The 17,000-nt window shown below is 65.1% G+C and carries 15 protein-coding genes and 1 tRNA gene; 8 read left to right on the top strand and 8 right to left on the bottom strand.

The window, feature by feature from the left end:
• Positions 1 to 9: 9 nt before the first annotated feature.
• The gene (locus tag AABE10_RS18485) at positions 10 to 1,200 is read right to left on the bottom strand and encodes a glycosyltransferase family 9 protein (protein ID WP_342934702.1); all 1,191 of its coding nucleotides are present in this window, start codon (positions 1,198 to 1,200) and stop codon (positions 10 to 12) included.
• 255 nt (positions 1,201 to 1,455) lie between these two features.
• Positions 1,456 to 3,066 carry a hypothetical protein gene (locus tag AABE10_RS18480; RefSeq protein ID WP_342934701.1) on the bottom strand — a complete coding sequence of 537 codons (1,611 nt, stop codon included), beginning with the start codon at positions 3,064 to 3,066 and terminating at the stop codon, positions 1,456 to 1,458.
• A gap of 397 nt (positions 3,067 to 3,463) precedes the next feature.
• Between AABE10_RS18480 and AABE10_RS18475 the strand changes: the two genes are divergently transcribed.
• From AABE10_RS18475 to lepB, 6 genes are all read left to right on the top strand, one after another.
• Entirely contained in the window at positions 3,464 to 5,365 is a 1,902-nt protein-coding gene (locus AABE10_RS18475) for an alpha/beta hydrolase (RefSeq protein WP_342934700.1), read from the top strand.
• A complete protein-coding gene (locus AABE10_RS18470; protein ID WP_342934699.1) occupies positions 5,362 to 6,213 on the top strand; it encodes a class I SAM-dependent methyltransferase in 852 nt (283 codons plus the stop codon). The genes AABE10_RS18475 and AABE10_RS18470 overlap by 4 nt, the downstream gene beginning before the upstream one ends.
• Before the next feature lie 553 nt (positions 6,214 to 6,766).
• A complete protein-coding gene (locus tag AABE10_RS18465) occupies positions 6,767 to 7,300 on the top strand; it encodes a flavin reductase family protein (protein WP_342934698.1) in 534 nt (177 codons plus the stop codon).
• Positions 7,301 to 7,682: 382 nt separating this feature from the next.
• Complete coding sequence (locus AABE10_RS18460; protein ID WP_342934902.1) at positions 7,683 to 8,396, top strand: FadR/GntR family transcriptional regulator; 714 nt, start codon at positions 7,683 to 7,685, stop codon at positions 8,394 to 8,396.
• A 108-nt stretch (positions 8,397 to 8,504) separates the two neighbouring features.
• Entirely contained in the window at positions 8,505 to 9,509 is a 1,005-nt protein-coding gene (locus AABE10_RS18455) for a Gfo/Idh/MocA family oxidoreductase (protein ID WP_342934697.1), read from the top strand.
• A 99-nt stretch (positions 9,510 to 9,608) separates the two neighbouring features.
• The gene (lepB, locus tag AABE10_RS18450) at positions 9,609 to 10,301 is read left to right on the top strand and encodes a signal peptidase I (protein WP_342934696.1); all 693 of its coding nucleotides are present in this window, start codon (positions 9,609 to 9,611) and stop codon (positions 10,299 to 10,301) included.
• Between the two features lie 155 nt (positions 10,302 to 10,456).
• Here the strand turns inward: lepB and AABE10_RS18445 are convergent, their stop codons facing one another.
• From AABE10_RS18445 to AABE10_RS18425, 5 genes are all read right to left on the bottom strand, one after another.
• Positions 10,457 to 11,491 carry a quinone-dependent dihydroorotate dehydrogenase gene (locus AABE10_RS18445; protein WP_342934695.1) on the bottom strand — a complete coding sequence of 345 codons (1,035 nt, stop codon included), beginning with the start codon at positions 11,489 to 11,491 and terminating at the stop codon, positions 10,457 to 10,459.
• 213 nt (positions 11,492 to 11,704) lie between these two features.
• On the bottom strand, positions 11,705 to 12,544 hold the full coding sequence (locus tag AABE10_RS18440) for an arginyltransferase (RefSeq protein ID WP_342934694.1): 840 nt from the start codon (positions 12,542 to 12,544) through the stop codon (positions 11,705 to 11,707).
• Positions 12,545 to 12,684: 140 nt separating this feature from the next.
• Complete coding sequence (aat, locus tag AABE10_RS18435; RefSeq protein WP_342934693.1) at positions 12,685 to 13,431, bottom strand: leucyl/phenylalanyl-tRNA--protein transferase; 747 nt, start codon at positions 13,429 to 13,431, stop codon at positions 12,685 to 12,687.
• A gap of 21 nt (positions 13,432 to 13,452) precedes the next feature.
• Positions 13,453 to 13,998: an NUDIX hydrolase gene (locus AABE10_RS18430; RefSeq protein WP_342934692.1), complete on the bottom strand. Its 546-nt coding sequence runs from the start codon at positions 13,996 to 13,998 to the stop codon at positions 13,453 to 13,455.
• 181 nt (positions 13,999 to 14,179) lie between these two features.
• Positions 14,180 to 14,256, bottom strand: a tRNA-Met gene (locus AABE10_RS18425).
• A gap of 256 nt (positions 14,257 to 14,512) precedes the next feature.
• Here AABE10_RS18425 and AABE10_RS18420 point away from each other — a divergent pair.
• Positions 14,513 to 15,010: a heme-degrading domain-containing protein gene (locus tag AABE10_RS18420; RefSeq protein ID WP_087739203.1), complete on the top strand. Its 498-nt coding sequence runs from the start codon at positions 14,513 to 14,515 to the stop codon at positions 15,008 to 15,010.
• Positions 15,011 to 15,019: 9 nt separating this feature from the next.
• Positions 15,020 to 15,352, top strand: a complete 333-nt coding sequence (locus AABE10_RS18415) for a DMT family transporter (RefSeq protein WP_177200292.1) — start codon at positions 15,020 to 15,022, stop codon at positions 15,350 to 15,352.
• A gap of 30 nt (positions 15,353 to 15,382) precedes the next feature.
• Here the strand turns inward: AABE10_RS18415 and AABE10_RS18410 are convergent, their stop codons facing one another.
• Entirely contained in the window at positions 15,383 to 16,642 is a 1,260-nt protein-coding gene (locus tag AABE10_RS18410; protein ID WP_342934690.1) for an acyltransferase, read from the bottom strand.
• Positions 16,643 to 17,000: the final 358 nt, after the last annotated feature.

The following is a 17,000-nucleotide window of genomic DNA, read 5'->3' as shown; positions in this document are numbered from 1 at the left end:
CGGCGCGCTTCAGTTGAGGCCGATCGACAGCCGGTCGGGACGATGGGAGACAGCCTGCCCGGCGATCTTGTCCAGAATGGCCTGCACGACGCGCTCGACGCTCGGCCAGCCGGACAGGTGGCCATACGACTCAGCATTCTCGGGCCCGACGCTGCCGTAAGGCGCGGAGTAACCCCATACGCCGTCGTGCCCGCGCGCGTCTCCGAAGGGCCCGCCGAGCACGGCGACCGTCGGCCGCCTGAACGCCGCCGCCGCGTGCAACAGCATCGATGGATTCGTGATTACGACGTCGGCCTGCTCGACGAGCGCGAAGGTCGCGCGCAGCGGCGTCTGACCGGCGAGCGAGCGTATGCCGGCCGCGGCGCCGCTGTGCTCGATCACCGTTTGCGCACAGGACTTTTCCGCTGCGCCGCCGACGATGACGATGTCGCTGCCGCCCGCATCGGCGAGCGCGCGCGAGACGCGGCCGAGCGCTTCGCCGAGCGCCTCGGGCGCCCAGCTCTTGTCGGGCAGGCCCGCCGCGCATCCGGCAAGAAGCCGCACGGGGCGATGTCCCGCGACGGTGCCCGCGCGCCACACATGGGCCGCCTGGACCCGCTCGAAGTCGGTCAGATACAGTTGCGGCCTCGCTTCGGGCAGGTCATGTACGCCTAGCAGTTCGGCTTGCGCGAGGGCCGCGCGCGACACATGGACCATCGGCGAGAACCGGATATGGTCGTGACAGCCGCTCCAGCCGCCGCGATAGCCGCGCACGCCGATCCGGTAGCGAACGCCGAGGCGCAGCATCAGCAGCAGGCCGAACTGACTGCCGAGCACATCGATGCCCACGTCGAAGCCGCCGAGCTCGCGTGCCGCGCGCACCTGCGCCGAATCGCGGATGAAACGCAGCGCGGCGCCCATCGACTGGTCGGGCACGATCTTGTTGTGCCACGGGGCGTCGAGCTCGAGGATTTCATCGACGAACGGATTGTTTTCGACGATCGCGCGGCCCCAGCGGCCGATGCCCGCCACGAGCCGGGCATCGGGAAAACGCCGTCGCAAGGCTTCGAAGATGGGCGTTGTCGTCAGCAGGTCACCGAGATCGTTCGGCCGCAGCACGAGAATGCTGCGGGGCGCCTCATTGCGCGCGCCGATGGGCTGCGGACCCAGTCGGCCTGCAACCCAAAGCGGCACTTCGGCGAGCGAGCCTTTCCACCCCATCGTGATGCTCCCTTTCGCGTTGTCTTTCGCATTGTGTAGCGGCTGACGTGACGGCAGCCCGGCAGGCCGTGTTCGCGCAGCCGTCCGTCGATCGCGCGCCTTGCCGTGGATTGTGCGGCGCCGTCGCACGGCGTTCTGTGCTCGAGGCAACCAAGCCGCCGAGTTTTGTACGAGCCGTCTCGCCGATGGCTGTATGCGATTCGATCCGAGGCGCTGGAAGTTGGCTCTTGCGGGCGATGCGGACGATGCAGCCGTCTATCTGCCGAACAGCGCGATGCCGATTCCGAAGAAATCGGCGGACGCAGCGGGCTTGCCGCGCTGCCTGATGAGTTCGCTGCTCACGACGTTCGGCACGCCATCGGCGTCTTGCCAGGCGCCGACGAGCCAGACGCGCGGATGCGTCGCCAGCAATGCATCGATCTGCGCCCGGTCGCTTTCTATCGCCGCGGGCGCGCCTTTGTTGCTGCCGAGATAGGGGCGCCCGAGGCCCAGCGCCGGATAGCGCGCGGGGACGGCTTCAACGTCGAACGGGTGGGCCAGATGTCGTGCGTAGTAGTGCAGCCCCACTTCCATCTCGTTCGGATAGAGCAGCACTGCATCGCCGGCGCGAACGTTGTCGCGCAGATATCGCACCGCGCCGCGCAGGTCTTCCGTCGGCGTGCGGTAATAGCCGACGCACTGCACAAGGCCCAGCGCGATCAGCACGGCCAGCAAGCCACGACGCAGGCCCGGCGACGGGACGGCCCCGAACAGTCCCAGCGAGACCACGAAGAGAAAGAGCGGCGCCATCCACGCGAAGGTGCGCGTGATGAAGACAGGCGTGAACAGATACGAGATCGTAAAGATGCACAGCACGGGCAAGAGCAGCATCGAAGCGGCATAGATCGCCAGGCCGCGGTTGTTGCGGAACATGCTGAGCCACGCGAGTACGGCGACGGCTGCCGCGGGGATGAACGCGTACTTGCCCCCCGCCGCGAGCGTATAAGGCCAGATGAGCATCTTCGGCGAGATCGTCACCCAGAACGCGGAGGCGACCGTGCGGCTTTCGATCAGCAGGATCGGCACGCACGGGCTCCATATGAGCAGGCTGAGCGCGAGCGAGCCGGCCGCGAGCAACAGGTCGGCGCGCCTGTAGCGGGAGAACAGCGCGATCGCGGCAAAGCTCGCGACCGAGTTGCTGAAGATGATGAAGGGGCTTGTATTGTGCAGCCAGAGCACGATGCCGCCCGCGATCCCCGACAGCACCGCGAGGCGCGCGCCATGTTCGATTCGCGCTTGCTCGCGCTGCGCGTCGAACATGCGGCGCAGCATGCTCGCCGTCAGCAGGATCAGCAGCGTGCAGAACAGTGTCTGGAGCGCATACGGACGCGCCTGTTGCGCGTATTCGATATTGCCTTCGTTGACGGCGAGCAGCACGGCGGCCGCGATGCCGATACTCTCGTAGCGCTTCGGCAGCCGCAGCAGACGCGGCGCGAAGGCCGTCAGCGCAACCGTGACGACGCTCGCCAGCACCGACAGCGAACGCATGCCGGCTTCCGATGTGCCTGCCCACGCGGTCCACAGCTTCAGCAGCGAGTAGTAGAAGGGCGGATGGGTTTCGTAAGCGGGCGTCTTCGTCCACAGATCCGTCCATGACAGATGGGAGAACCAGTAGCTGTAGGCCTCGTCCATCCAGATCGAGCGGCCGGAGAGCGTCGGCAGACGAAGCAGCAGCGCGAGTGCGACGACACCCGCGACGGCGAACGGAAACCATGCGGCGGCGCGAGCGCGCATGACGTTCGCTTGCGGCGCCGTCGTGGCTGGCGCGGCGCTCGCTGCCCGCGTGCCGCCGTCGGCGCTGCCCGCGCGGTCCTGCGTGGTTTCCATCTGCCTCATGTGCCGCGCCCGTGTCGAGAATCGAGAAGGTGCCCGTCGCGGACAGGCGGACCGGGCATCGGTTGTCCGATTCTGCCAGCCTCGCGCGGCGGCGTTTGTGCGTCCGCGCACCGTCGATGCTCATGGTGCCGGCTCGCATCGAAGCGTTTCGTGAGCCTGTCTGGATGATCGGCGTGACGGTCACGCCTGTTCCGCGCCGAGGGTTTTGTGCATCGCACGCTAGTGTGGGTCGGCGTACAGATTCGTCGGGGCGGGATTGTTTAAATCACGGGCAACGTCGAGGATGCCGCTCTTCGTTTCGTTCAATCAGGGAAGCCGCGCAGCTTGCCGTCGATGCGACAGCGTGGGTTGCGGCGGTCAGGCGTGAACCTCGCGTTCAGGGACTTCGATGACACCTGTCGTTTTCGACGACTGTTTCGGCTGGCTCCATCCGGCGCAGGGGCGGCACGGTGTCGTGTTGTGCAACCCGTTCGGCTACGACGCGCTATGCACGCATCGCGGATGGCGCGCGCTGGCGCAGCGGCTGTCGGCGGCGGGCATGCCCGCGTTGCGCTTCGACTATCCGGGCGCAGGCGACTCGGCGGGCGTGGAAGAGGACGTGGGGCGCATCGACGCGTGGATCGCCAGCATCGCCAGTGCCGTGCGATGCCTGCGCGAGCGCACGGACGTCGAGCGCGTATCGCTGTGCGGGCTGAGGCTCGGCGCGACGCTCGCCGCGCTCGCCGCGCAGCGGATCGGCGACATCGACGGCCTCGTGATGCTGTCGCCCGTGGTGCTGGGCAAGAGTTATATCCGCGAGCTGCGCGCGCATCGTCAGGGCTGGCTCAGCACGCCGGCGGGCATCAACGCGGTGCCGATCCCCGATAACGCCGCGTATGTCGAAGCGTTCGGCTTCGGGCTGCATGGCGACGACATCGCGCAGCTTGCCGCCGTCGATCTGCGCGACGATACGCGCGCGCCTGCGAGACGCGTGCTGATTTTCGAATCGACCGACCGCGCACGGCTTGCCGCGCTCGCGCAGCACTACGTTGGTCATGGCGTCGAAGTCGAGCGTCAGCCGTTCGACGAGTCCGACCGGTTTCTCATCGAGGCGTTGTACAGCGTCGAGCCTGTTCACGCGTTCGCAGCCGTCACGATGTGGCTCGCGGCGGGCGGCAGCGCCGAACGGCGCGATGCACCTGTTGCGTCCATTGCGCCTGTTGTGCGCACGGATCGGGCCGCTGCATGCGAAGGAAACGCCACGCGCGGCGAGGCGCTCATGTTGCGGCTCGCGCGCGAAGGCGCGAGCGAATATCCCGTCGTGTTCGGCAATTATTTCGGCATCCATTGCAGACCGGATGTGCCGCGCGCCGATGCGCCCGCCGTCCTGTTCGTCAATACGGGCGCGAGCCACCATATCGGCGATGGCCGCATCTTCGTGCTGTTCGCCCGGCTGCTTGCCGCGCAAGGGATCGCGTCGCTGCGCATGGATCTGGGCGGACTCGGCGACAGTTCGCCCGTCGCGCCGCACGTCGATCTGGATACGATTTACGCGGACCAGTCCCCGCTCGACGCGATGGCGGGCGCCGACTGGCTGATCGCGCAGGGCCACGCGCGCATCGTCGCGTTCGGCGTGTGCGGCGGCGCGTTCGTGAGTCTGCATGCGTGCGCGCAGCATCCGCAGATCGTCGGCTGCTATGGCGTGAACCTGCAGAAATTCATCTGGGACGGCATCGAACTGACGGAGGCGACGGCGGGGCTCGCGCCTTCTGCCGTATTGCGCCGCTCGGCGCTGAGCATCGACAAATGGAAGCGCGTGCTGCGCGGCGAGAGCTCGCTCATGCGCGTGATACGCGGCCTGTCGACGCGCCTCGCGCGCAGCGCGGGTCTGCGCGCCGCCGAATGGGTCAGGTCCTGCACGGGCATTTCGCTGTCGAAGAACGATGTACATGATCTGATGCAGAAGCTGCATGACAAGGGCGCCAACGTTCGGCTCGCGTATGGCGAGTTCGATCTTGGAATCGAAGAACTCAAGATCCAGTTCGGCTCGAGGCTGCGCGCATTGCGGCGCTACCCCGGCGTACGAACGATGACTTTGCCGCGGCTCGATCACGCGCTCTTCACGCGCGAAGCACGCGAGGCCGCGATCACGGGGGCGAACCACTGGTTGTTCGATAGCTTTGTCGAGGCATCCTCCGTGCGTGGGCATTCCGGTTTCATGCCGCGAGAGGACGCGAAGGGCGACAGGGCTGCAGCCGCGGTGTCGGTTCCGACGCCGCACGGAACCTATTCTGACGGAGTGAGTTCATGACCTTGGGACTTCCAATGGATCGCATCAACCAGCAGGCGTGGAATTCACGCGATGCGTGGCGCGAATTCAACACGGAGAAAACCTGGAGCGATCCCGGCGAAGAGGCCGCATTCGCCTGGGTCGCCTCCGAATGCGCGGGACAGCCGCTGCTCGATATCGGCATCGGCGCGGGCCGCACGGTGCCGCTGATGCGGGAAATGTCGACGAACTACGTGGGCATCGATTACACCGCCAAGCTGCTCGAGCAGTCGCAGCGGCGCTTTCCCGGCGTCGATCTCCGGCTGATGGACGCGCGCAACATGGCGGCGCTGCCGTCCGGTCACTTTGCGTTGTGCGCGTTCAGCTGGAACGGCATCGATTGCGTCGACTATGCAGACCGCGAGCGCATTCTGCGCGAGATGTACCGCGTGACGAAGCCTGGCGGCCTGGTGCTGTTCTCGAGTCACAATCGCGAAGGCCCCGGCTTTCACGAGAGCCCGCGCAAGCTGCTGCCGCGTTTCTCGATCAACCCTGCGCGATTCGGCTGGCGCGTGTTGCGCGCGATGCACCAGTTGCCGCAATCCATCTACAACTACCGCCGCAACGCGAAGCTGCACCGCGACTTCGAGGGCTATTCGATCAAGACGGCCGCCGCGCATTACTTCGGCATTGTGATCGTCTATACGACGCTGCGCGAGCAACGGCGGCAGCTCCAGCAGATCGGGTTCGACATCGATGCCGTGTTCAATAGCTGCAACGGACAGTCCATTCCCGATGAGACGCAAACGAGCGATGCCTGGTGGTTTCACTTCATCGCGCGCAAGCCGGCGAACCCGGCGCCCGTGCCGGACACGCAGCCGGCGGCATGACGGATGCGCCCGCGTGACGCCGTGCGCAAGCGGCGTCACGCCAGGGCGAGCGGATTCACGTCCGCGCCCACGACTCGGACCCACGACTCAAACCCACGACTCACACCCACGACTCACACCCACGACTCACACCCACGACTCACACCCACGACTCACACCCACGACTCAAACCCATATCCATGGGGCGGGTTTCGACATCAGGCCACCCCTTACCCACGCATTACCGTGACGACAACGACGGCGCCCGTTCCGCAATGTGATGTATCGAACAGCAGTCGCGCGCACTGATCGCTAGTATCGGCGTGCGGTCATCGGCTCGTAACACACGACGTTGCTCGACGACGTTGCCTTGGCGCATTGCGTCGGCGCGTCGCCGGAACGCGTATTCGCCGCAATGCAGTCGCGATCGGCTAATTCGTCAGGCTACGTGTGCTCACGAACAGTGAAAACTGTTCACGGTTGCTTCAATGGTTGCATGCCGCGCAGTGCAGTGTCGAAGCGTCGCATCGCGCGCGGACGATGAACGAGGTTTGGCATGGAGCGAGGATCGCAGATGAATGCCAGAAGGCTCCCCGTCGACGCCATAGACGTTGCACGCGCACCTGTCTTCGACGAGCGCCGCTTTCGCCACGCCCTCGGCCGCTTTGCAACAGGCGTCGTCGTGATATCGAGCGGCTGCGGTGAATCGTTGCATGCGATGACGGCCAACGCGTTCATGTCGGGCTCGCTGAATCCGCCGCTGATCGTCGTGTCCGTCGGCACGCGCGCGCGGATGCACGAAAGGTTGATGGACGACACGCACTTCGGCGTGAGCGTGCTGTCGAATGACCAGGAACCGCACAGCCGCCATTTCGCGGGCGAACCGCAGACATGGCTCGTGCCCTGTTTCGCCGCCGTCGACGGACTGCCTGGCGTGATGCTGCTGGAGAGCGCGGTTGCACGTTTTGCAGCACGTATCGTCGACCGGCATCCTTGCGGCGATCACACGTTGTTCATCGGTGAAGTGCTGGTTTTTTCGCTCGACGAACAGGCGCCGCTGGTGTTTTTCGGCGGGCGCTACGCGTCGGTGGCGAACGGACGCTGTTGATGGAGGAATAGCAGAAGGCGGATTGTGCGCCGCAATTGGCGGACTGGACCGGGCACGTGTATGCGGACTGCTAATCGATGCGATCCGCAACGGCGTAATCAAAGTAACGGATGGATGGCGGACAAATGCTTGCCGGCCTTTCTTCGATGCAATTTTTCCCCGTTGCGCGCGCGCTCGCGATGCGCCGCGTCACTTCGCTTCACGACGCGTTACACGAAAGAAACAATTCATCGGAGGGAATACCCTGTCAAGGTGATTCCCGACTGGCATATCCAGATAAAGCGAAGCAACGTACTGTTGACTACCTATCAGAAGCTGACACGAGGGCCCGTGATCAACACTTATGGCAGGCGAGAAACGCCTCATCGGGGAGAAGAGCATGATGGAACAAACCAATAAAGAACGATCCTTGGTCAGCAAGGTCATGGACGGGCTCGTGACCGGGATCGTCGAAGAAAAATACGGCGCGGTGCTCCCACCGCAAGACGTCTTGTCGAAGGAATTCGACGTGAGCCGAACGGTGATGCGCGAGGCGCTGTCGATGCTGCTCGCGCGGCACATGCTCGACGTGCGGCCGAAGATCGGCACGCGCATACGCCCGATGCACGACTGGCGCATGATCGACGAGGACGTCGTGAACTGGCGCTTTCGCGCGAAGCCCGATCCGATGTTTCTGCGCGACGTGATCGAGTTCCGCGTGCTGATCGAGCCGCGCGCCGCGGCACAGGCGGCGACGCGCGGCAACGCGTCGGACATCGCCGCGATCCGCGATGCGTTCGAGGCGTTCCGCACCAGCCCGCCCGGCGAGCCCGGTCATCAGACGGCGGACGAAGCGCTGCATACGCGCATCGTCGTCGCGAGCGGCAACCAGTTCTTCCAGCAGATGGCGGCCATCATTCGCGGCGCGCTGTCGGCGCTCAAGCCGCTCGTCGAGCAGCCGCCGGGCGCATGGGAAGAAACGGTGAAGCTGCATTCGCGCGTCGTCGAGGCGATCGAGCGGCACGATGCGAAGGAAGCGGAAGCGGCGTCGATGGCGGTGATCGACTATTCGATGAGCCGCCTGAGCGTGGCGATGCCCGACGCGCAGACGGAATAGGCCGCAAGCAGAATTCCGCCAGGCCGCAAGCGCCTGTCCGGCGAAGTGGGAGACGACATCGGCGACAATGTCGGCTGTCACTCACCGATCAGGATTTTCTTGCGACCGATGAACAACGCAGCTACGCACGACACGTCCGCACATCACGCAACGATACGCTGGGGCATCGTGGGCGCTGGCCGCATCGCCCACCGCTTCGCGCAGAGCCTCGCGCACGTCCCGAACACGCGCCTCGCGGCCGTATGGTCGCGCCGCCGCGCGCCCGCCGATGCGTTCGCGCAGCAGCACGGCGGCGAAGCGGCCGAGAGCTTCGACGCGCTGCTTCGAAGCGGAATCGACGCGCTGTATATCGCGACGATGCAGGACAGCCATGCGCAATACGCGTGCGCCGCGCTCGACGCCGGTATTCACGTGCTGTGCGAAAAGCCCGCGACGGTGAACGCGGCGCAGCTCGCGCGCGTGATCGATAGCGCGCGCGCTTCGCAGCGGCTCTTCATGGAAGCGATGAAGCCGCCGTTCTATCCGCTCTATCTGAAACTGCGCGAGCATCTTTCCGCCGATCCCATCGGCGATATCGGCCTCGTGCGCGCGGGCTGCTCGGTGCCCGGCGTGCCCGACGATCATCCGTCACTGTCGTTCGAACACGCGGGCGGCGCGCTGCTCGATATCGGCATCTACGAGATGTTTCTCGCCGTCGACTGGCTCGGCGCGCCGCTCGACGTGCAGACGCTGGGACGCCTCGGACCGACGGGCGTCGATACGTTCGCGAGCCTCAACAGCCGGCACGAAAACGGCATCGCGCAGCTCTTTTGCGGGCTCGACCTGTTCGGCAAGGGCGATGCGTTCATCGCGGGCACGCGCGGCAACGTGACGATTCACGAGAACTGGTGGAATCCGTCGCGCGCGACGGTGCGTTACACGGACGGGCGTGTCGTCGAGCTCGACGCGCCGTTCGAAGGCGGCGGCCTCAACTACGAGACGCAGCACTTCTGCGACCTGATTCGCGCCGGGCAGCTCGAAAGCCCGATCATGACGCACGCGAAGTCGCACCAGATGATCTCGATGGCCGATGCGGCGCGCGCGGCGCTGGGGTTGACGTTTCCCTGCGAGTGAAACTGCCCGCATCCCATGCGCAGTGGTAGGATCAGCGCGGACCGGATTTCCCCGGTCCGCTTTCGTTTTCCTTCAGGTGTCGTAGAAAGGAGCGCGATCATGCGCATGCTGGTCCGGCTGTGGCGCGAGAACAAGAGTCTCGTTGCGTTTATTGTTCTGATGGTGCTGTTTCGTAGCGCGATCGCCGACTGGAACGTCGTGCCGAGCGGCTCGATGCTGCCGACGATACGCGAGGGCGATCGCATCCTCGTTGACAAGATGGCCTACGATCTGCGCATTCCGCTCACGCATATCGCGCTTGTGCATCTGCACGATCCGCAGCGCGGCGACATCGTGACGATCGATTCGTCGGCGGCGCACGAACTGATTGTGAAGCGCCTGATCGGCCTGCCCGGCGACACCGTCGAGATGCGCGACAACGTGCTGTATGTGAACGGCGCGCGCGCGAGCTATCAGCCGCTCGCGCTCGCGCCGCTGCCCGGCGACGCCGTGTCGCCCGGCGATTATCTGACCGAGCGCTTCGCGGGGTTCTCGCACGTCGTGCGGCTCTCGGAACTCGCGCCGAGCCCGCGCAGCTCGTTCGGCCCCCTGACGGTGCCGCCCGGCGAGTATCTGATGCTCGGCGACAATCGCGACGACAGCGCGGACTCGCGCTACTTCGGTTTTTTTCCGCGTGCCGAGCTGATGGGGCGCACGCGCCGCGTCGCGTATTCGCTCGATCCCGACCATTACTACAAGCCGCGGTTGGATCGCTTCGGCGCGCGGCTCGATGCGTTGGCGGCCGTGCGGTGATGCCGCGGGAGACATATGGGCTTCGATGCCCGTTCTTGATGCCGATTCCTCGATGCCGATTCCTTGATGCCGCTTCGTGATGCCGCTTCGTGATACCGCTTCGTGATACCGTTTTGCGCGCGTGGATGCGCCCACGCGCGGCGCGGCCTCGATGATTACGCCGGGCGCTTCGCCAGCGCCTGCGCGCATTCGGCGACGAGGGCAGGGCCGCGATAGATGAAGCCCGTATAGAGCTGCACGAGCGACGCGCCCGCGTCGAGCTTCGCCTGAGCGTCCGCGCCCGAAAAAATGCCGCCCACGCCGATGATCGGCACGTCGTTGCCGACCTGCGCATGCAGCTTGCTGATCACTTCATTCGATGCATCGAACACCGGCCGTCCCGACAGGCCGCCCGCTTCGTCGGCGTGCGGCAGGCCTTGCACGGCCGCGCGCGACAGCGTCGTGTTGGTCGCGATCACGCCTTCGAACCTGTGACGCAACAGCGTGTCGGCGATCGCCTTGATCTGCTCGTCGTCGAGATCGGGCGCGATCTTCAGCGCGAGCGGCACGAGCTTGCCGTGCAGATCGGCGAGGCGCTGCTGCTTGTCCTTGAGCGCCGCGAGCAATGCGTCGAGTTCGTCGGCGCCTTGCAGCTGGCGCAGATTCTTCGTGTTCGGCGACGAAATGTTGACGGTCACATAGCTCGCGAACGGATAGACGCGCTCGAGGCAGTACAGGTAGTCATCAGCGGCGCGCTCGATGGGCGTGTCGGCGTTCTTGCCGATGTTCAGGCCGAGCACGCCGCGATAGCGCGCAGCCTGCACGTTCTTCACGAACTGCTCGACGCCCGCGTTGTTGAAGCCCATCCGGTTGATCACGGCATTTGCCTGCGGCAGGCGGAACATGCGCGGGCGCGGATTACCCGGCTGCGCGCGCGGCGTCACCGTGCCGACTTCGATGAAACCGAAACCGAGCGCGGCCAGGCCGTCGATGCACGCGCCGTCCTTGTCCAGCCCGGCCGCGAGTCCGACGGGATTCCTGAACGTGAGGCCCATCACGGTGCGCGGCGAATCGGGCACGCGCGGCGCGAGCGCGCTCGCCACGCCGGCGCGTCCGGCGGCGCCGAGCAGGCGCAAGGTCAGATGGTGGGCGTCTTCCGCGTCCATGCGAAAGAGTTGAGCGCGTACGAGCGGATAAAGAGAACTGAACACGGCGGGGCGCCTGGCGGCTGAAAAATGAGAACCCGCTATTTTAACGGTTCGGCGCAGCGGCTATGGGCGATTCGGATTTCTTGCGCGGTGCGCGGTGCGCAGTGCGCTCTCGCGCGGACAGGCGGATTGTGAGGCGAGACGCGCGTCGCGAAACGGCGTCGGGCGCCAGGAGCGGATAGTCGCGAGCCCCGCGCGAGAGGTGCGGCTACTCGCTCAACCGCGGGTGATGTGCAGCACGCGCGAGCCGGCCTTGGCGGAATCGACGGGCGAGAGGTCGGGCGCGACGGGATCGAGCACTTTCCACGTGCCGTCGAAAAGCCCTTCGAGCGGCGTGAAATTGGCCTTGTAGGCCATTTTCGGGCTCTCGCGTATCCAGTAGCCGAGATACACGTGCGGCAGCTTCAGGTTGCGCGCCTGTTCGATCTGCCAGAGGATGTTGTAGGTGCCGTAGCTCGTGTGCGGCTGGTCGGGATCGAAGAACGTGTACACCGACGACAGCCCGTCGCCGAGAATGTCGATCATGCTGACCATGCGCAGCGTGCCGGGCATGTCCGGATGACCCGCATAGCCGGGATTGGCCGGCTCGCGGAATTCGACGAGGCGCGAATTGATCCGGCTTTGCAGCAGGAATTGCTCGTACTGGTCGCGGCTGTCGCGGTCCATGCCTCCGCCCGCGTGCCGCGCCGACTGATAGCGCATGTAGAGCGCATAGTGCTCTTCGTCGTAATGCAACGGGGCGACGGTCGCGATCAGATCGCCGTGCTTTTTCCATACGCGGCGCTGCGTGCGGTTCGGCTTGAAGCGCTCGACGGGCACGCGCACGGGCACGCATGCGCGGCAGCCGTCGCAATAGGGGCGGTACGTGAACACACCCGAGCGGCGAAAGCCTGCGCGAACGAGTTCGGTGTAGACGTCGGAGTTGATCAGATGGCTGGGCGTGGCGACCTGCGAGCGCGCGACGCGCCCTTCCAGATAGCTGCAAGGGTAAGGCGCTGTTGCATAGAATTGCAGCGCCGAAAGCGGTGAAAGCGGCAGCTCATTCGGGTGAGTCACGTTAGCAGCTCTCGAAGCGTTTCTGGTTTTGCAAATCCGGCTGTCTGCCGGCAATTGCTGGTGAAGGTGGCAATTGGCCCGCAAAATGCCGGACGGACACGTCCATCGCGGTTGTCGTCGGCGGCGCGGCGACGCTCACATCACGCCGACGGCAGCGCCGGCATGATCAGATCGCGCAGCACAGTCTTGTCGAACGGCCAGGGGATCGGCGCGGCGTCGACGCAAGCACGCACATGCGCGACAAACGCCTTGCGCGCGATCTCGCGGCCGCCCAGCGACGCCAGATGAGACGTGTTCTGCTGGCAGTCTATCATTTCTATTTCATGGCGTCGCAAGTGGAAGACGAGCGCGGAGAGCGCGATTTTCGACGCATCCGTGACTTCCGCATACATCGATTCGCCGAAGAACATCTTGCCGAACGACACGCCGTACAAACCGCCGACGCGTTTGCCGCGATGCCACGTCTCGACACTGTGCGCGTCGCCGTGGCGATGCAGCGACGTATACGCTTCGATCACATCCGACGTGATCCACGTGCCGCGCTGGCCGTGACGCGGCGCGAGCGCGCAGGCGCGCATCACGGCGGGAAAGTCGACGTCGACGCGGATCTCCCAGGCGTCGTCGCGCAACACGCGCTTGAGCGTCTTCTTCAGCGACGGCGAGACCTTGAACTCGCGCGGACGCAGGATCATGCGCGGATCGGGCGTCCACCAGAGCACGGGCTGGCCGTCCGAATACCACGGGAAAATGCCGCGCCGGTACGCATCGATCAGCCGCGAAGGCAGCAGGTCGGCGCTCGCGGCGAGCAGGCCGGGTGCGCCGCTCGCCGCGGACAGCGCGCGTTCGACGGGCGGAAACGGATCGTCGGGGCCTAGCCAGGGAACCATGCTGCCTTGGTTGTCGTGACGTCAGCCGTCGCGCAGCGAGCGGAAGATGTCGCCCGTATGCAGGCCGTAGTTGCCGGATGCGCGGTCGGTGAAGAAGAAGCGCAGCGTCTGCGCGACGGTCGGGAACGCGATGTCATTCCACGGAATGTCGTGCTCCTCGAAGAGCCGCACTTCGAGGCTCTCTTCGCCCGCTTCGATGTCGAGATCGAGCAGCCGCGCGAGATAGAACAGATGCACCTGATGCACGTGCGGCACGTTCAGCAGCGAAAACAGGTTCTGCACTTCGACGCGCGCGCCGGCTTCCTCCAGCGTCTCGCGCGCGGCGGCCTCCGACGTGGTCTCGCCCATTTCCATGAAGCCTGCGGGGAGCGTCCAGTAGCCGTAGCGCGGCTCGATCGCGCGGCGGCACAGCAGCACCTTGTCGTCCCACACGGGAACAGTGCCGACCACGTTGCGCGGATTCTGGTAGTGCACGGTGCCGCAGCTCGCGCAGACGAAGCGCTCCCGGTTGTCGCCGGGCGGAATGCTCAGGCTCACTGCCTGGCCGCAGACGGAACAGAATTTCATAGAGAGGGGACGGAGAATGGTGATGCGAGTGTATCACCGGCTCGCGCGTTCACGATGACGCCTGGCGCGGTGGCCGGGCGGTTCGGCGCGAAGGCATTCGCGCAAACGAGGCCGACCCCAAAACAAAAAACCCGCCGATGGGCGGGTTTGATGGTGCGACGGAGGCTGCCAATGCTGGACTTGGTTGCGGGGGTAGGATTTGAACCTACGACCTTCGGGTTATGAGCCCGACGAGCTGCCAGACTGCTCCACCCCGCGTCCGTCGAAGAAAAGATTATATGGCAAACGCAGGGTCGATGCAATTGTTTTTTAAGAATCGACTGGAAAGCGTGTGAAGCGACACGCAATTGGCCTGCCGCGACACCCGTCTCGAACGCGCGCCGCCGATGTGCGAGCATGGCAGGCGGCGCGCGCGATGCCTGCGCTAGAATCGCCGTTCCCCTATGCCGCGCAAGCCGTTCGTTCTGGTTCTCGCATGCGCGGCATATGCACCCATTTTGCTACTCGACACGCCATGGACATCGCTCACGACTTGCAGTCGATCGCCGCGCAGGAACATGCGCTCGTCTTCCCCCATTTCGATGCCGACAGCGCATGGCAACTCGGCGCGTATCTGCATGAGATCGCGAAAGCGCGCGGCCTCGCGCTGGCGATCGATATCCGCACGTTCGGCCAGCCGCTCTTCTTCTGCACGCTCGAAGGCGCGACACCCGACAACGTCGATTGGGCGCGCCGCAAGGGCAACACCGTCGCGCATTTCCGCCGCAGCTCGTACGGCGTCGGCCTGAAGCTGCAGCAGTCGGGCGCGACGCTCGCGGACAAGCACGGCCTCGCCGTATCCGACTATGCGTCGCATGGCGGCGCGTTTCCGTTGACAGTAAAGGGCGCAGGCGTGATCGGATCGGTGACGGTGTCGGGACTGCCGCAACGCGCGGATCACGAGCTCGTCGTCGAGGCGCTGTGCGCGCAACTGGGCCACGATTACAGCAAGCTCGCGCTTGCGAAGGCGTGACGCATGAGCGTGCCGCCCTATGTGCTGCTCGCGATCGCGATCGTCGCCGAAGTGATCGCAACCTCCGCGCTGCGCGCGTCGGAAGGCTTTACGCGCGCGGTGCCCGCGCTCGTCGTGCTGCTCGGCTACGGCATTTCGTTTTACTGCCTGTCGCTGACGTTGAAGAGCCTGCCCGTGGGGATCGTCTATGCGATCTGGTCGGGCGTCGGCATCGTGCTGATCACGCTGGTGGCGATCGTGCTGTATCGCCAGGTGCCCGATCTCGCGGCGGTGGCGGGGCTCGGCCTGATCGTCGCGGGCGTCGTCGTGCTCAATCTGTTTTCGAAGATGCAGGCGCACTGACGACGCGTCGAGCCATCGACCAGGCTCGACTCACGTTGCCGCCGCAGTCTGCGCGTCCGTGCCGGACTGCGGCGTTTTCTCTTTCCATCCCCGACGCGCCAGCAACGCACGGCCCAGCGCGATGCCGGGACGCTCGATCATCACATACGTCGCACAGGACATCGCGACGACCAGCGCGCCCGCGATCAGCACGACGATCCAGTACTGCGTGATCGAGCCCGTCGAGAACTGCCGCAGCGACGCGTTCCCGAACACCAGATGCAGGCAGACGCCGTGCGTCAGATAGATGCCATAGCTGATGGCGCCCAGCCGCTGGGCGCCCCGCGATTTCAACAGGCCGAAGAGGTCGCAGCCCGTCAGGACCAGATAGAAGAACGCGGCGATCAGCAGGTTCTGGACCACCGCGTTCGAAGCGCCGACGCCCGCATACGCGAGCGCGATCAATGCGATTGCAGCCAGCGAGCGCGCATGCGCGGGTATCGTGTCGAGCCGAAAGCTGCTGCGCGGCAACGAAGCGGCCATCATGCCGATGCTGAACAGCATCAGATACGACGACACGCCGAAGCGCGCATCGACACTGAATGCCGCCGATACGAAGAAAAGCAGCACGACGAACGCGGTGCGCAGCCTTGGGACGAAGGCGATCAGCGATGTCACCGCGAGCGAGAAATAGAAGTACCACTCCCACGCGAGCGTCCACACCATTCCGAACATCACGGGCGGCTCGGAGCTTCCGTTGATCCATACGTTTGCGCCGAGGCCGAGCGCCATCCAGTTGGCGATTTCCTTCGCGAGCTTCGCGGGACTCACGTTCAGATGCAGACCCGTCGCCGAGAACACGATCAGAAGCGTGACGCAGAACACGAAGTAGAAGAGCGGGGCGACGCGAAAAAAGCGCGACAGGTAGAGCGAAAACAGATACCTGCGATAGTCGGCGGCGCGATGCACGCGCGCGGATGCGGCGATGGCTTTGCCCCAGAACAGGTAGCTCGTGATGACGAAAAACACCGATACGCCGACATTGCCAAGCTGATTGAAGAACAGGTCGGGTCCCGGTCCCCAGAATCCGACGCGCATGTAGGTGAAGTAGCCCGAAGCGTGCGCGAGGAAGACACCCAGCGCGAGGAATCCACGCAGACTGTCGATATTGCGAGCGCGCCCGTCTGCGCGAATCTCCTGCGCATCGAGCCCGCGCCAGCGCAACAACGAAATCGCACCGAATAGCACGACGAGAACGGGTACGATGCGCCACGCCTCGTGCACGTCCAGGTTTGCCAGATGCTGATCCATTCCGCGTGTCTCTCCGTTGTCCATCGCAATAGCGGTCTCGCGCATCGCGCGCTGTCACGTTGCAATCTTCCACGCGGCGTCGCAAACGGATCGTTCGACGGCGAACGGAGCGCGAGCGATTGAGGCATCGCGGCACGCTGGCGGCATTTCGTCCACGGCATTCGCGCGCGCGGAAAGTGGGGTGGCGAACAAACGCAGGGTCCGAACGGCATTACATTGTTTCCCAGGCATAAATGGCTCAAACCAATGGCCCAAACCCAGATGGCCCAGATCCGAACGGTCCAGGCCAATGGCCCAAGCCAAATGCCCAAGCCAATGGTCCAGGCCAATGGCCCAAGCCAAATGCCTTCGACGCGGC

The sequence above is a fragment of the Paraburkholderia diazotrophica genome (genome assembly GCF_038900755.1).
Classification (GTDB): domain Bacteria; phylum Pseudomonadota; class Gammaproteobacteria; order Burkholderiales; family Burkholderiaceae; genus Paraburkholderia; species Paraburkholderia diazotrophica_A.
Note: the sequence above shows the minus strand (reverse complement) of the source record. Positions and strands in the feature narration are given on the sequence as shown.

Coding starts and splice junctions, on each gene's coding strand:
- AABE10_RS18485 (WP_342934702.1), bottom strand. CDS start 1,200: ATGGGGTGGAAAGGCTCGCTCGCCGAAGTGCCGCTTTGGGTTGCAGGC.
- AABE10_RS18480 (WP_342934701.1), bottom strand. CDS start 3,066: ATGGAAACCACGCAGGACCGCGCGGGCAGCGCCGACGGCGGCACGCGG.
- AABE10_RS18475 (WP_342934700.1), top strand. CDS start 3,464: ATGACACCTGTCGTTTTCGACGACTGTTTCGGCTGGCTCCATCCGGCG.
- AABE10_RS18470 (WP_342934699.1), top strand. CDS start 5,362: ATGACCTTGGGACTTCCAATGGATCGCATCAACCAGCAGGCGTGGAAT.
- AABE10_RS18465 (WP_342934698.1), top strand. CDS start 6,767: ATGAATGCCAGAAGGCTCCCCGTCGACGCCATAGACGTTGCACGCGCA.
- AABE10_RS18460 (WP_342934902.1), top strand. CDS start 7,683: ATGGAACAAACCAATAAAGAACGATCCTTGGTCAGCAAGGTCATGGAC.
- AABE10_RS18455 (WP_342934697.1), top strand. CDS start 8,505: ATGAACAACGCAGCTACGCACGACACGTCCGCACATCACGCAACGATA.
- lepB (WP_342934696.1), top strand. CDS start 9,609: ATGCGCATGCTGGTCCGGCTGTGGCGCGAGAACAAGAGTCTCGTTGCG.
- aat (WP_342934693.1), bottom strand. CDS start 13,431: ATGGTTCCCTGGCTAGGCCCCGACGATCCGTTTCCGCCCGTCGAACGC.
- AABE10_RS18430 (WP_342934692.1), bottom strand. CDS start 13,998: ATGAAATTCTGTTCCGTCTGCGGCCAGGCAGTGAGCCTGAGCATTCCG.
- AABE10_RS18420 (WP_087739203.1), top strand. CDS start 14,513: ATGGACATCGCTCACGACTTGCAGTCGATCGCCGCGCAGGAACATGCG.
- AABE10_RS18410 (WP_342934690.1), bottom strand. CDS start 16,642: ATGGATCAGCATCTGGCAAACCTGGACGTGCACGAGGCGTGGCGCATC.